Below are 15,078 nucleotides of genomic sequence, written 5' to 3' on the forward strand. Positions count from 1 at the left end.
TTGTGTCGAGGGTTAGAAGTTTACTTTCACATTGAAACCGAACGAGCGGGTGGAAGGAAGGTTGAAGATTTCAAATCCGCCCAGGCCGTTGCCTGTAGAGAGGGAGATGTCGGGATCAACAGGTGAGTCCTTGTAGATAAAGAAGAGGTTGCGGCCGATGAACGATACAGAGAGGTTCTTGTTCTCGCCCAGCAGGTTACGGAACGTATAGCCTAAGGAAAGTTCGCGCAGGCGGAAGTTCGTAGCGTCGTAGATGTAGTTCGGTGTGTATTGGCTGCCGGTAGCACCTACAGTCTGGTAGTAGTCCTGAACACCGATAAGTCGTCCGCTTCCGTCAGGCAGATACATGGCAAGTTCGCCGCTTGCTGTGTAGAGGCCGTTAGCTTCTGCATACTGGCGGGCTGCGGCACTGCGTTGTGAGAGACCCAGATTGTCGAGGTAAGCCTCTGTCAGGGAAATCACCTTACCACCGATGCGGCCGTTGATGAGGAAGTAGAGTTGGAAGTCCTTATAACTGATGGTGTTGCTCCAACCGAGTTGGTACTTCGAGTTCATATTGCCAATATACTTCGTGTAACGACGTTCTGTAAGCAGTTTGCCACCTTCGCTCATGAAAAGAGTGCCATCTTCGTTGTGGTGCAAGTCGCGCACGTACATGTCGCCAATGGAACCACCCTTGGTGTAGCGGACACGAACACCGGCGAGGTCAGTGTAGAGTAGTTTCTCTGTACCATCCTCTTCGTATGTCGTTTCGAGAATCTTGTTGTTGTTGTAAGAGAAGTTGAACTGTGTCTTCCAGCGCCAGTCATTGTTGAAGATGAAGTTGTAACCGATGGTGGTTTCAAAACCGCGGTTGCGAACCTTACCGGAGTTTACGGGTTCTGCAAGTCCGCTGGCGTTAGAGGCAATCATGTAGAGGTTCTTCATGATAGAGTTGTAGAACGTGAAGTCGAAGTTCAACTTGTTGTTGAAGAAGAGCATTTCCACACCGGTTTCGAAAGAGTTTGTCTTTTCCGGAACAGGATTGCGGAAAGTGGACCATGTGCTCGAAGTGATGGCACCGGTGCGCAAATTTTCAGAACCCTTGGAATATACGGTGTTAGGAATGGAGTTACCTACCTCTGCATAACTCAGACGATACTTGAAGTAGTTCCACCATTCGGGCAGACGGGCGAGGTCGCTGATGATAGCGTTCAAACCTACACCAAAGTAGCCGTAGTTGTCGTCAACACCGCGGTCCTTGAACTGACGGAATGCGCGATACCAGTCCTGACGATAAGAGAAGTCAGCATAAATGCGTTCTTTCCAACCAACCTGTCCTGTAAACAGCGCAGCCTTGTCCCAGTTGGAACCCTTTGAAGAGGATGTGGCACCAGGACCGCCGGCATTCGTCATGAAGAGGTTAATACGGTCGGAAATCATGTTGAGACCACCGTCAACGTATTTTGCTACAACGTCTGTGGTTTGGTTTCTCGACTTGATGGTGTGTCCCACCCAACCGGCAGTAGCACTCACGCTCCAGTCTTCTGCAAATGTCTTGTTGTAGGAGAGCAGGAAGTTTGTGTAGAGTTCAGTTGTGCGGTTCAGTATGCGCCAGTAGCGTCCGTAGTCTTCCATCGTTGCAGGAAGAAGGGTGGTGGCATAGCGCTTGGTCTCACTGTCATATTTTGAGTGGTCGATACCCACGCGGGCTTCGAATGTCAGCCCGTCAATAATCTTCACGTTGGCAGCGAAGGCACCATAGACGCGGTCTTCCTTGTTGATGCCGGTGTTCTGCTTGAGCAACCAATAGGGGTTGTTCTGAAGGGCTTGCATGTAGGCCCAGTTCTGCATCAGACCGGAGAGGCGAATCGACTCATTAACCTTGTCGTACGTACCATCTTCGTTCTGCTTGTAATAAGTCTGAAGAGTGGAGTTCCAAACGCCTGTGCCGGCATAGTTGTGGCGGTAGTATTCCATGTCCACATTGTTTGGAGTAACATACAGGTGGTAAATCGGGTTCATCACCGTACCACCACCAACGCGGTTCTTCGTCTTGGTCTGAACATAGTTCAACGATGCCTCAAACTTCACGCGGTTCTTGAACAGATTGTATGTCTGGCGGAATGCAAATGTGTTACGGTTGTAGTTGTTTGATGGCACGAGACCCGTGGAGTGGGAGTTTGCCATTGAGAAGTAGGTCTGAATTAGGTCTGTACCGCCGGAGAGCGCCAACGAGTTGTTCGTTGTAGTACTTGTGCGGTAGAAGTCGTCAAGGTTGTTTCTGCCATAGTTGCGCATGAACACCTGGCGGTTGGGATTGCCGTCGGGACTGATGACCATGTCCACTGTTGCATCGCTACTGTAGGGTTGATAGACGTAATCAGGAGTTTCAGAAATCTTTCCGCCCCATCCGTCGGCAGACATCAGCTGACCTGTGGGACTGATGGGCGCACCATAAATCTTCTGGATTTTCGGCGTGAGCAGCGGGGTCTCAAATGTGATGTTGCCTGTGTAGGTAACGTCTATCTTGCCTTGCTTACCTTTCTTCGTGGTAATCATGACAACACCGTTGGCTGCCTTGGAACCGTAAAGTGCGGCAGCATTCGCACCCTTGAGGATTTGCATCGACTCGATATCGTCGGGGTTAATCTGCGACAGAGGGTCGGAACCTTCTACCACTCCCTGATAAGTCATGGTCTCTGCGCTGTTAATCTGTCCGCGGATGTTGTTAGTCATTGGCACGCCGTCAACAACGATGAGCGGGGTGCTGCTACCGAGGATAGACTTGTTACCACGCATGATAATCTTTGAACCACCACCGGCTCCACCGGCACTTGCAGTAATCGTAACACCGCTCACCTTACCTTCGATGGAGTTGGCGATGTTCACGTCTTGCACTTTCATGAAGTCGTCCGACTTAATCTGCTGTGTAGCGTAGGTCAGTGATTTTTCCTTGCGGACAATACCCATCGCCGTTACCACAGCGCGACCGGGATTGCTCTCCGGTGCTTTCAACTGTATGTTCAGCGTTGAGCCTGCCCATTTAACGTCTTCGGTTCTTGCACCGAGATAAGTAATTCTCAATGTCGTTCCGGCGGGAACGTCCGACAGGAAGAATTTACCGTCTGTGTCGGTCTGTGTGCTCTTGTCAAGCCCCAAAGCGGTTACTTTGGCTCCGAACACAGGATCCCCGTCCTGGTCAAGTACGGTACCCGTAGCCGTGGACGACGTAGAGGCGGTTACCTGTGCTGAGGCTGCCTGCGGAACCATTGCTCCGCAGAAAGACAAACCTGCGCAAAATAACAACGCCATCATGGAATGGTTGGAATAATGCATAATTGTTTTGTATTGGTAATAATTAGTTTGTTTCTTTAATTTTTCTCAAGAGGCATGGAAAAATGCACGTCTCTCAAATGTTTTTATGGGTAATCTATAATATAAGAATTTCTAAATGTTTGATTATTAATGATTCATGTTTGTTAACAAGGACGTCTGGCTGCATCTTGCTTTCGTGTGCGCGCGTGTGCAAATCCAATTAAAAGCTTATTTTCGCACAAAAATAAGTAAATCTTAATAAATGTGAAAGAAAAACGCAAAAAAATAGCGCGAGGCACTTGGGAAACCAAAAGTATTTGCACAGCGGAGGTCTGTCACGCTGTGCAAATACTGTTATAAAGGCATGCATTTATGCTTGAAAGAAACCTAAAGTGTGTACACCCTTATTTTCCCGACAAATCTTTCATTTTGTTGATGATGTCCTCGCCTATGCCGATGGTGTAGCCCTGACGGTAGAACATGATGTGGCTGTCCTTGTCGATGAGAACGACGATGGGAAGGTTGGAAGCGTTGTGTATGGGGAGAGCGCGTGCAATGTTGTCATGGAATTCTCCCGTTCCGTCGGCAGTCCAGCGGGTTCCGTCGGGCATGGCGGGGAAGGCTGTCCTATCAAACTTGCGGAGTTGTTCTTCGCTTGGGAAACAGCAGATAATGGGAATTTTCATTCCTTCAAAGTCGGATTTCTTTGCTGCGAGGTCTCGTATAACGTGGTTTGAAGGCTCTTGTCCTTCAGCCAGAAGAGCCACTACGCAAGGGCCTGTAATGTCTTTTACTGTGCCGAAAACCGTGGCTGTATCCCTTATTATTCGCGGTTCCACTTCCACTGTGGTAGTTTTCCCGTCGCTCAATGTGAAAGACTTGATATGGGCAAGGATATTCCCGTTGTTGTAACGTGTTCCGGTTGTCAGTACGTAATGTCCCGCTTCAAGTTCCAATCCGTTTTGCAGTTCGGCGAGCGTTGCTTCTTCGGGATAGGTAAGCAATTTGAGTGTGCCGTTTTCTATTTTAGATAGGGTGAAACGGGTGTAGTAGGGCAGTGTTGTATCGCCGGTAAGAACGAGACGTGCACCGTGTTTTTTATTTTGGGCATCTTGATTTTGAGTGCTGAAGACACCCTTCTTGTTTGTGGTGCAAACTTCGCCTGTTACTGCGTCTATCCATGCAGGTATGCCGTTTGCGCGGCAGACACTGACGAAGAAGATGTCGCGTGAGCGTGGGTCGCAACGTTTTGTGTTGTAAACACCGATGGGAGTGATGTAGGTGCCGTTCAGATTGCATTTGGTATCAATCGTAAGATTGGTATTACACCAGGTTTCCACTGCTTCAGGGGTATTGAACGTAAATCCTTCCTTTTGGAAATAACCTTTGTAAGGACTGAGCGGTTCGAGTGCTGCTCTCGGACAGAGCACATGGCGCTCATATTCCTCCTTGCTGATGCCATCATTTTTAGGCGAATTCTTAAGATGGTCGGTTAAAACCTCCAGAGAGACATCGCGCAGATCCTTGTCGCTCAGGGTGCGTAGCAATGTAATGGCAGGTGTGCCAAATTCTTCGATGAAATGGCGGATTTTTGAATGATTTCCCCTCGATTTCCATAGCAAGGAATCGATGGTTTCCATGCGGTCCTTTTTCTGAACCATAGTGGCCTCGTACGACTTGCGCATTTCGTCTTCGATAGCAGTGAGCCTGTCGTTTTCGCTGCGTTGCTCTGCTGTTACCTGTGGTAGGGTGTAATGTTGTTCCGGCACATTCACGTTGATGTCTATATCTATGGGAGTGGTGGCATCGTGATTCAGGTGGATGGTGTTGCAGGTATCCTTGGCGAAATCCGCCTTGATAAATCCGTATCTGTCGCCTTTCGACGCCCATACCAGCAAGTCGCCGCAACCGGCAGTGAGATAGGTCTTACCCAAACTGTCGGTATAGCGCGTTACGGCGGTGTAGAACTCGGCATAGTTATATATCTTGAATTCCACCTTTGCGTTCTCAACAGGCTTGCCATTCTGCATGACGATGAAGTTCACGCGTCGCGTAGGAGCATAGTTGCTCGTTACGTTGATTTCAGTGTAAGTAGGGGTTCGAAGAACAATTTCTTCCTGACCGGAATAGTTGCCGAAAACGCGTGTGTGCATCATCATTCCCCGCGATGCAGGAGCATTAAACCATCCCAAATCGAGTACAGGCTCTGGCTCGCATGCTCCAAGGAAATGCCATTTTCCGTCTGTCCATACTTCCACCCACGCATGGTTGTCGTCGCAGTGTGCCCATCGTGGTGTATAAACTTGTCGGGCAGGTATGCCCACCGTGCGCATGGCTGCCACACACAGTGTGGATTCTTCTCCGCATCGTCCGTGGGCAGTCAGAAGGCTTTGTAGGGGCGATGAAGTGCGGCCGTCGGAAGGTTGGTATGTTACGTGTTCATGGCACCAATGGTTGATGGCTATGGCTGCGTCTGTCATGTTCATGCCGCTGACCCGCGCCTTGAGAGTTTCATAATATTTTATGCGAAAAGAATCGAGCGGTTCGTTGTTTACGCGTAGTGGGAGAACAAAATGTCGGATTAGTGTTTCGTCCAACTGTGTGCCCCATGGCATCTTTGCCACAGCGCGACGTGTAAGTGTGGCGTTTGTCTTGAAAAAGTCCCGTGGATAGTCGGCTTTGTCGCAGAGCGGCATACTCTCGTAAAGGAAATCCACGTCGCTTTGTGCCGAAGCGGAAAGGGCTATACCCACTAATAGAACTGCAAATAGTTTTCTTACAATCATGGTATCATTTTTACATTATTTCGCTACAAAATTATACAATAATAATGACCTTGTTCGTTTTAGTCGTTCAGAATAATTATATTTGCATCCAATTGTTATAAAAACAAATATGGGTAAGGAAATAACAACAAAGACAGATCAGAAGGATTTGGTATCTTCACAAACTACTGCAGAAGTGTTCAAGCGCTCGCCTTTGCAGTGGGTTCCTACACTTTATTTCGCAATGGGTGTGCCTTTCGTTGTACTTAATATGGTGTGCTCACTGATGTTCAAGGGATTACAGGTTAGCGATACGCAGATAGCCTTTTGGACATCACTAATCATGCTTCCTTGGACACTGAAACCACTATGGAGCCCGTTTTTGGAGATTTACAAGACCAAGAAATTCTTTGTTGTCCTCACACAAATCAGTTGTGGAGTAGTTTTTGGTCTTGTTGGCGTTGCTCTCCATCTGCCTTCATTTTTCGCCATCAGCATTGCCCTTTTGGCGGTCATAGCAATATGTGGTGCCACTCATGACATAGCAGCCGATGGCGTTTACATGCAGGAACTCAACAATGAACAGCAGGCACAGTGGATAGGTTGGCAAGGTGCCTTCTATAATATAGCAAAAATCTTTGCCACCGGTGTACTCGTCTATTTTGCCGGTGTGCTCATCAAGACTTTCAGCGGTAGTGAAAATCCCACAATGGAAGGAACGAAAATGGCATGGATGAGCATTATGCTGATAGTAGGCACTGTGATGCTCTTGCTTGGTATCTATCATTTCTTCCGTTTGCCAGCCGGTCGGCCCGCGTTGGAGCAGAAAAAAACATTTGCAGACGTAGCACGTGAATCATTAAGCATATTTGCTGACTTCTTCCGCAAGAAGCACATTGTCTATTACATTTTCTTCATCATCCTCTATCGCTTTGCCGAAGGTTTCGTGATGAAGATTGTGCCGCTCTTTCTGAAAGCACCTGTAGCGGAACAGGGACTGGGTATGACGGAAGAACAGATAGGTCTTTGCTACGGCACATTTGGTGCTGCGGCATTCGTAATAGGTTCAATACTCGCAGGTTATTTCATCTCCTGGCGAGGACTGCGCAAAGCATTGTTCCCGCTCTGTTGTGTGTTCAACCTGCCTTTTGTGGCATATACTTTGCTCGCCATTTATCAACCTGATAACCTTTGGATTATCGGTTCCGCCATCGTAATGGAATACTTTGGCTATGGTTTCGGCTTTGTGGGTCTGACGCTCTTTATGATGCAGCAAATAGCCCCGGGTAAGCACCAAATGGCGCACTACGCCTTCGCCAGTGGTATCATGAACCTCGGCGTGATGCTGCCGGGTATGCTCAGCGGACTCGTCAGCGACTGGCTTGGCTATCACGACTTCTTCATCTTCGTGCTTTTCGCCACCATACCCGCCTTCCTTATCACATGGTTTGTACCTTTCACTTATCCTGATAAACAAACAACATAAAAACAAACACCTAATAACAATATGCAGATACCATGGCAAGACCGCCCTGCAGGGAGCAAGGCTCCCATGTGGCGTTATTCAGAGAACCCCATCATTCCGCGCGACCTGTTGCCGGACAGTAACTCCATCTTCAATTCCGCAGTGGTGCCCTTTGGCGATGCCTTTGCGGGGGTGTTCCGCTGCGATGACCAAAATCGCAGAATGACACTCCATGCCGGGTTTTCGAAAGACGGCATACATTGGGACATAAATCCAGAGACCATCAAGTTCGATTGCGACGACGCAGAAATAGGAGAGTGGGTGTATGGCTATGATCCACGTGTGACGTTCATTGACGGGCGCTACTACGTTACTTGGTGCAACGGCTATCATGGTCCCACCATCGGTGTGGCATGGACCACTGATTTCAAGACATTCCATCAGGTGGAGAATGCCTTCCTGCCATGCAACCGTAATGGTGTACTCTTTCCGAAGAAAATCAACGGACGTTTTGCCATGCTCTCGCGGCCAAGCGACAACGGACACACAGCATTTGGCGACATCTTCTACAGCGAGTCGCCCGAGTTGCAGTTCTGGGGACGCCACCGCCACGTGATGGCCCCCGCACCATTCGAACTCAGTGCCTGGCAATGTCTGAAGATAGGAGCAGGACCCGTGCCCATCGAAACACCTGAAGGCTGGCTGCTGTTCTATCATGGTGTGCTGCGCTCGTGCAACGGGTATGTATATGCCTTCGGCAGTGCCATACTCGACCTTGACGAGCCGTGGAAAGTGAAGTACCGCAGTGGCCGCTATCTTATTTCGCCTCGCGAAATCTACGAATGTGCCGGCGACGTGCCTAACGTATGCTTCCCCTGTGCCGCGCTGCATGATGAGACGAAAGGCAAGGTGGCAGTGTATTATGGCTGTGCAGACACCGTGACAGGACTTGCCTTTGGATATATTGATGAAATCATTCAGTTCACGAAAGAAACTGACATCCAAAACGTCTGAAAATACATGCTTTTATACCTCTGATTTGTCCTTTTTGTTCGCAAAAAGGGCATTTTTTTTGCAAAAAAACACCCAAAACGTAAAAAAATGTGAAAAAAATTTGGAAGTTAAAAAACGTTTTCTTTATATTTGCACCGAACTAAAACCCAAAATGTTTAACTAAAACAAAAGGAAAAATGAAAAAGTTATTGTTAACAGCACTCGTTGCATTGGTAGGTATCACTGCAAGTGCACAGGTTTACGTTGGTGGAGAACTCGGTTTCTGGCGCAACTATGACGCTAACGAAACTTACCTCACCGTTAATCCTGAAGTAGGTTACAACCTCAACGACAAATGGGCAGTAGGTGTTGATCTTGGCTATGGTTATGAATATGACAATGGCGCAAAGGTTCGTTCCTTCAAGGTTAATCCCTATCTGCGCTACAAGATTGCCGACTTTGGTCCGGTTAACGTATTCATTGATGGCGAAGCCGGTGTAGGTAGCCGTCACCTTGTACACGGTGGCACTGTTACCGAATGGGAAGTAGGTGTAAAGCCCGGTGTTGCAGTAAACCTCAATGAGAAACTGAGCTTCGTTACTCACTTCGGCTTTGTAGGCTATCGCGACAACGATTCTCGTGAAGCTTGGGGAGGAACTGATTCAGGTCTCGGCGCTATGTTTAGCGGCAAGGAACTGACCTTCGGTCTCTATTACAACTTCTAAGAAAGCATTAACAAACGAAATCTATACCGCTGCGGTTCACACCGTGGCGGTTTTTTGTGTCCAAAATATATGCTGTTCTGACATTGAGTCTAATAATCGATTTGGGTTTAAGTCAGCAAAAAAAGTGAGAAACCATTGTTATTATTGTGGTTTTCATTATTTTTGCACTATCAATAAAAGCAACAAAAACAAAAAGGAATGAAAAAGATACTTCTTGCAATCATTTGCACCATGATGGCGCTTGGAGCGTCTGCACAAGCCGACTTTGAAATCAAGGACCGCTTCTATATCGGTGGTTCTGTGGGGTGGTGGCGTAATTTCGACACCGACCGCAATGGCTTTGCAATCCTACCAGAAGTGGGTTACAAGATGAATGAAAAATGGACGGGTGGTATAACAATCGGGTATATCAATTCTTCGTCCGTCGAAGTGAAGGAAGACCCTACTATAGCTGACCTCGATTCGCGCACAAAAGCCTTTATCATTGAACCATACGCTCGCTACAATGTGCTCAAGGCCGGTCCTGTGGCTTTCTTTGTGGAAGGTGTTGTAGGTGTCGCCTCAAGTAAGACTGATACCGACGACGAGTCGCATGGCAGTTTTCGCGTAGGTCTTAAACCGGGAGCGGCTGTGCAGCTTGGCAAAAAGTTTTCTGCAGTAACTCATATAGGTTTTGTGGGTTACGGAGATAGTAGGCCTCGTCTGTTTAAGAATGGTTACGGCTTCGATTTTCGTGGTAATAACATCTCTTTCGGTCTTTATTACCACCTCTGATCTCCCTTTTCCGAAAAGGATTTAGGGGTGTTCTATAAATTAGATTCTAAAGTTATAATCAGTCTTGTTGCTTTCTTATCAGACTTTCGGTTGCGGCTCGGCATAGTGAAAACAAGTTTTCCCTATGCTCTCGCCTTTGCGAAAGTTTGGTTCTTTTGGGCATCTTTTGACTTAACTTCTTGGCACATAGCCCGCTATGCACCTGCGAACTTAAATCAAAACCTACACCAAAATAACTCAAAAATCATTCAAGCCTAATTTATAGAACACCCCTTTACAAACTCAACATCGTGCTATTCGACTTGCGCGATGTTGTTTTTTTAGGTGTAGTAAGTCAGCAAGAGGTTCATTTTTATTTCAATGTCTTTTGTGTCTGATTTGCGAAATATTACAAAAATGTAAAAAAATGCATTTACAAGAAGAAAAAAACAATAAATAAAAAGCAAAAAACTTTGCTTTTTATTAACTTTGCCACGTTAATAGCGCTATAGCAAATTCTATTTCTGCGGGCTTAAGCCCTTGTGCGGATGCGGCTGTATGTGTATTTGACACAGATAAAGCGGTTTTCTTCCTCTGAAACATGTTTGGTGGAAGAAAAAAAGTGTGTCAAAACTCACTCTCTCTGAAAATAATTAACGTTTAGGATTCTGCCGCATCCCCCATTTTCTGCAACATTTAATGAGTATCAGGACACAGGCCGTAAAAGGCGTGGCATGGTCTTCAGTAGGGACAATAGGGGCTGGACTGCTCAATTTCATCCTTACGATGATATTGGCGAGGTTCCTCGACCCTGCCGACTTCGGATTGCTGGAACTCCTGGCGATATTTACCATCCTCTCCGAGGCAGTCATCGACAGTGGGTTCAGTCAGGCGATTATACGCGACAAGACAGCCACGGACAAGGACCTCTCGTCAGTGTTTTTTCTCAACATACTCATCGGACTGGTGCTCTATGCAGCACTCTTCGCCTGCGCACCCCTCATTGCCGGTTTCTACAACGAGCCCAAACTCATCGACGTGTCGCGTTTTGCCTTCCTCGTACTGATTTTCAACTCAGGAACGATAGTGCAGAATGCCAACTATTCCAGAAACCTCGATTTCAAGCGCCCCGCCATAGCATCCGTGCTGGCGATATGCATCTCCGGAACGCTGTCGGTCTATATGGCGTTCAACGATTATGGCGTATGGGCACTTGCCACGAACATGGTGGCGTATGCAGGGCTGAAGATGCTCTTCTTCTGGGTGTTCAGCAAATGGAAACCCATACTTGCCTTTTCCCGACAGTCGCTCCACAAATATTTCGCCTTCGGAGGATTTCTGCTCATACAGGGACTGGTGGATAAGTTCGTGTCCAACCTCGAGTCGCTGCTCATCGGAAAAGTATATACCAAAGCACAACTCGGCTATTTCTCGCAGGCTCGGAAACTCGATTCCTACATTGCGCAGACCACCACATCGGTCATACAGCGCGTAACGTACCCCCTGCTGGCGAAAATCAACAACGGCACGCAGGAACTGAAAAGCGGATACAGGAGAATACTCAAAATCACCATGTTCGCCATGGTGCCGCTGATGCTCTTCTCCGTGGCTTCGGCAGACAGCATGATCTTCACCTTCTTCGGACCGAAATGGGCAAAGACGGTGCCATATTTCCAGATATGGTGTCTCTGCGGACTGCTCGTCAGTTTCTATTCCATTTTTATCAATCTCATCATGGTGAAGGGCAAAAGCAAGAACCTGCTCCTCATTTCCCTCGCCAGACAAGCGCTCAGAGTTCTGGTCATCGTGCTCCTGCTCCACATAGGCATTATGCAGATGCTATACGGTATTCTGGCGGTAACCCTCCTCTCCGCAATGGTCTATTCGGTCTATTCCATGCACCTTATAGGCTACCGCATCCGGGAACTCGCAGCCGACATGATGCCCATAGTGGCAACAGCCCTCGTGGCAGGCATCGCAACGTTCTTCTTGCCAAAAGCCTTCAACCTCGGAACGAGCATACCGCTCTTCTTCGGTCAGATGGCTGTCATGGCGACAATATACCTGCTCCTCAACGCACTGACGAAGAATGCCACCTTCCTCGAGGTAAAGGATATCTTCGACAGTATGATTAAGAGAAAGAAAGTTGACAGTTTATAGTTGAGAGTGGATAGTTTTCTGATGATGTCAGACTCCTCTGAAAATTCCGAAAACCTCCGACCTCCTCCGAAAGAAACAATGCTGAACAAATTCTGGAACCAGAAGCCCTTAGGGCTGATTTCAGCCATTGGGAAACTCTTCTCCGTGGTATGGAACCGTTGGTCCGTGAAGTGGCATTCTTTCATCTATACGCGCAACCTCGGCAGTGTGGGGCAGCATGTGCGCATCTACAAGGACTGTTTTTTCAGAAATCCTAAAACCATTCATCTGGGCAACGGTGTTTACGTGGGCGAACACACAGAGTTGACAAATGTGGAGATACCCACAGGCATCCTCAATGTTGAAGACGGTGTAAGCATTGACATGAGGTGTCGTATCGACTATTCCGGCGGATTAGAAATAGGGCAGGGCACACACATCGCCTGGGGCACTTATATCATCACGCACACACACGGCTACGACCATAACAATGCACCCGAGCCCTGCCCGCTCAGAATAGGAAAGAACGTGTTCATAGGGGCTAAGGTCATCATCACGCCCAATGTGGCAACCATAGGCGACAATGCTATGATAGGTACAGGCTCCGTAGTAACTAAGGACGTGCCCGAAAATGCCGTTGTGGCAGGAAATCCTGCACGAATTATCAAATACCGCGAACTGTCATGAGAATTCTGATGCCATCTAATCTGTTCTACCCTTCGAATATGGGCGGACCAGCCAGGACACTTTATTGGTTGGCAAAAGAATTGGTGGCGAATGGTGTAGAGGCTACGGTTGTTACAACATCAAACTTTATTGCTTCTGGCTTAGTGCAAGAGGACGAATGGTTGGATGTTGATGGCATTCGCGTTCGCTATTGCAAGGGTAATTATAGATTTTCAGCCAAAGTGGTGCATAATGCGTGTAAGGAGATGCGCCAATGCGATGCTGTTCTCTTCTCATCGCTATGCTTTCTGCCCAACTTCTTTATTGCACTCTGGGCATTACTTACACGAAAGAAAATTATTTGGTCGCCGCGTGGAGAACTCTTTGATAGTGCGATAAAGGGAAGCAAATGCAAATTGTTCTATTTCGCACTGCTCAAAAATCTATTTGCTAAAAAGGCTCTTTTTCATGCTACTTCTTCAACCGAAGAAACCCATATACGAAAATATTTCGGACAGCATTGTCGTACAGTAGTGCTGCCTAATTATGTGGAGATGCCTAAGAAGATTGAGCGCGACAAAAATCCTGATCCGTATTTCCTCTATATGGGGAGAATAGCCCCCATCAAGGCCATCGATCGTTTGGTGGAAGCCTGCTGTAAGTCGGAAGCTTTCCGCCGTTCTTCATATAAATTGCTTCTTGCAGGCATCAGAGAGGGCGATTACTATAAACAGTTGGAAAAGACAATCAGTGACCATCACCTTGAAGAACGTATCCAGTTTTTAGGAGAAGTGTCGGGCAATAAGAAATTCCAACTCTATGCCGATGCGCGTTACTTATTCCTTGTTTCTCACTCTGAGAATTTCGGCAATGTAGTAGTGGAAGCACTTTCGCAGGGAACACCAGTTGTGGCATCGAAAGGTACACCATGGGTAACCCTTGAAGAGAGCAATGCTGGTTATTGGATAGATAACAGTGTAGAAGAAATCACTCAGACTGTGGATCAACTTATCGAACAAAATGATGCGCAATATGCGGATATGCGACATAATGCTGAACAACTCGCGCAGGCATTCGATATTTCGCGCAATATTCACCATTGGATTTCTCTGCTCGTAGATTCAAAATAAAAAGAAACAGAAATTTTCTATATTCCCTCAAAAATAATATTAAAAATCATATAATATGTCAGTATTCAAAGACAAAGTATTGTTAATCACAGGAGGAACAGGCTCTTTCGGCAATGCTGTATTGCGCCGTTTCCTCAATTCCGACATTAAGGAAATACGTATCCTCTCGCGCGACGAGAAGAAGCAGGACGATATGCGTCATGCTTTGCAAAATCCGAAAGTAAAGTTCTACATTGGTGATGTACGAAACAAGCAATCGGTGGACATCGCCATGGACGGTGTTGACTATGTTTTCGCTGCCGCAGCGCTCAAGCAAGTGCCCTCTTGCGAATTTTTCCCCATCGAGGCGGTAAGAACAAACATCATAGGTACGAACAACGTGTTGCTTTCTGCAGTGGAACACGGTGTGAAGAACGTAGTGGTGCTTTCCACCGACAAGGCAGCATACCCCATCAATGCCATGGGTATGAGCAAGGCGCTAATGGAGAAAGTGGCAATAGCCAAAGGGCGTGAGTTGGGCGAAGGCGCAAGAACCACCATCTGCTGCACACGCTACGGCAACGTGATGGCAAGCCGCGGTTCTGTCATACCCCTTTGGGTGGAGCAGATGACGGAAGGCAAACCCATCACCATCACCGACCCCAACATGACGCGCTTCATGATGACGCTCGATGATGCAGTGGACCTCGTCATCTACGCCTTCACGCACGGACACAACGGTGACCTCTTCGTGCAGAAAGCACCGGCAGCAACACTTTCCACTTTGGCACAAGCCATTAAGGAGGTATATACCAAAGTGGATGCCAAATATGCAGACACGGAAGTTAAAGTCATTGGGACACGCCATGGTGAGAAACTCTATGAGACCCTCGTTACGCGTGAAGAAATGATCCGCGCCATCGACATGGGAGACTACTACCGCATACCCTGCGACACACGCGACCTTAATTATGACAAATTCTTTACCGAAGGCGACCAGAACCTCTCAACCATCGAGGACTACCACAGCCACAACACGCGACGTCTTGACGTGGAGGGCATGAAGGAACTGCTGATGCGCCTGCGCTTCGTTCAGGAAGACCTGGGCATGCTCCCCCGGCAGAAGGCGCGTGATATACGTTCTGAGTAGTACGACAACCAAACAC

10 protein-coding genes are annotated in these 15,078 nt (G+C 47.6%); 8 read left to right on the forward strand and 2 right to left on the reverse strand.

Going from position 1 to position 15,078, the window contains the following annotated elements; translation table 11 throughout:
* Nucleotides 1-12: 12 nt before the first annotated feature.
* Nucleotides 13-3,318 (reverse strand): SusC/RagA family TonB-linked outer membrane protein, encoded by a 3,306-nt coding sequence (locus C7Y71_RS07725; RefSeq protein WP_111897998.1) that lies wholly within the window; start codon nt 3,316-3,318, stop codon nt 13-15.
* A 383-nt stretch (nt 3,319-3,701) separates the two neighbouring features.
* Nucleotides 3,702-6,083, reverse strand: a complete 2,382-nt coding sequence (locus C7Y71_RS07730) for a transglutaminase-like domain-containing protein (RefSeq protein ID WP_111897999.1) — start codon at nt 6,081-6,083, stop codon at nt 3,702-3,704.
* A gap of 223 nt (nt 6,084-6,306) precedes the next feature.
* Here C7Y71_RS07730 and C7Y71_RS07735 point away from each other — a divergent pair, with 223 nt between their 5' ends.
* The 8 genes from C7Y71_RS07735 (at nt 6,307) to C7Y71_RS07770 (ending at nt 15,062) form a co-directional block, all read left to right on the forward strand.
* The gene (locus C7Y71_RS07735; RefSeq protein ID WP_394366624.1) at nt 6,307-7,548 is read left to right on the forward strand and encodes an MFS transporter; all 1,242 of its coding nucleotides are present in this window, start codon (nt 6,307-6,309) and stop codon (nt 7,546-7,548) included.
* Nucleotides 7,549-7,569: 21 nt separating this feature from the next.
* Complete coding sequence (locus C7Y71_RS07740) at nt 7,570-8,541, forward strand: glycoside hydrolase family 130 protein (protein ID WP_111898001.1); 972 nt, start codon at nt 7,570-7,572, stop codon at nt 8,539-8,541.
* Between the two features lie 176 nt (nt 8,542-8,717).
* The gene (locus C7Y71_RS07745; protein ID WP_111898002.1) at nt 8,718-9,245 is read left to right on the forward strand and encodes an outer membrane beta-barrel protein; all 528 of its coding nucleotides are present in this window, start codon (nt 8,718-8,720) and stop codon (nt 9,243-9,245) included.
* 198 nt (nt 9,246-9,443) lie between these two features.
* Entirely contained in the window at nt 9,444-10,019 is a 576-nt protein-coding gene (locus C7Y71_RS07750) for an outer membrane beta-barrel protein (RefSeq protein ID WP_111898003.1), read from the forward strand.
* 678 nt (nt 10,020-10,697) lie between these two features.
* Nucleotides 10,698-12,158 (forward strand): lipopolysaccharide biosynthesis protein, encoded by a 1,461-nt coding sequence (locus C7Y71_RS07755; protein WP_111898004.1) that lies wholly within the window; start codon nt 10,698-10,700, stop codon nt 12,156-12,158.
* A 78-nt stretch (nt 12,159-12,236) separates the two neighbouring features.
* Complete coding sequence (locus C7Y71_RS12175; RefSeq protein ID WP_317162426.1) at nt 12,237-12,824, forward strand: acyltransferase; 588 nt, start codon at nt 12,237-12,239, stop codon at nt 12,822-12,824.
* Nucleotides 12,821-13,933, forward strand: coding sequence for a glycosyltransferase family 4 protein (locus C7Y71_RS07765; protein ID WP_111898005.1), 1,113 nt, complete (start codon nt 12,821-12,823; stop codon nt 13,931-13,933). The genes C7Y71_RS12175 and C7Y71_RS07765 overlap by 4 nt, the downstream gene beginning before the upstream one ends.
* A gap of 55 nt (nt 13,934-13,988) precedes the next feature.
* Nucleotides 13,989-15,062: a polysaccharide biosynthesis protein gene (locus C7Y71_RS07770; RefSeq protein ID WP_111898006.1), complete on the forward strand. Its 1,074-nt coding sequence runs from the start codon at nt 13,989-13,991 to the stop codon at nt 15,060-15,062.
* The last annotated feature ends 16 nt before the right edge of the window (nt 15,063-15,078 follow it).

Origin of the sequence: Pseudoprevotella muciniphila (genome assembly GCF_003265305.2) — a bacterium.
GTDB lineage: Bacteria > Bacteroidota > Bacteroidia > Bacteroidales > Bacteroidaceae > Alloprevotella > Alloprevotella muciniphila.

Bases quoted from the DNA above. Each gene is read 5' to 3' on its own strand.
- C7Y71_RS07740 (WP_111898001.1), top strand. From the start codon at position 7,570: ATGCAGATACCATGGCAAGACCGCCCTGCAGGGAGCAAGGCTCCCATG.
- C7Y71_RS07730 (WP_111897999.1), bottom strand. From the start codon at position 6,083: ATGATTGTAAGAAAACTATTTGCAGTTCTATTAGTGGGTATAGCCCTT.
- C7Y71_RS12175 (WP_317162426.1), top strand. From the start codon at position 12,237: ATGCTGAACAAATTCTGGAACCAGAAGCCCTTAGGGCTGATTTCAGCC.
- C7Y71_RS07765 (WP_111898005.1), top strand. From the start codon at position 12,821: ATGAGAATTCTGATGCCATCTAATCTGTTCTACCCTTCGAATATGGGC.
- C7Y71_RS07770 (WP_111898006.1), top strand. From the start codon at position 13,989: ATGTCAGTATTCAAAGACAAAGTATTGTTAATCACAGGAGGAACAGGC.
- C7Y71_RS07745 (WP_111898002.1), top strand. From the start codon at position 8,718: ATGAAAAAGTTATTGTTAACAGCACTCGTTGCATTGGTAGGTATCACT.
- C7Y71_RS07735 (WP_394366624.1), top strand. From the start codon at position 6,307: ATGGGTGTGCCTTTCGTTGTACTTAATATGGTGTGCTCACTGATGTTC.
- C7Y71_RS07725 (WP_111897998.1), bottom strand. From the start codon at position 3,318: ATGCATTATTCCAACCATTCCATGATGGCGTTGTTATTTTGCGCAGGT.
- C7Y71_RS07750 (WP_111898003.1), top strand. From the start codon at position 9,444: ATGAAAAAGATACTTCTTGCAATCATTTGCACCATGATGGCGCTTGGA.
- C7Y71_RS07755 (WP_111898004.1), top strand. From the start codon at position 10,698: ATGAGTATCAGGACACAGGCCGTAAAAGGCGTGGCATGGTCTTCAGTA.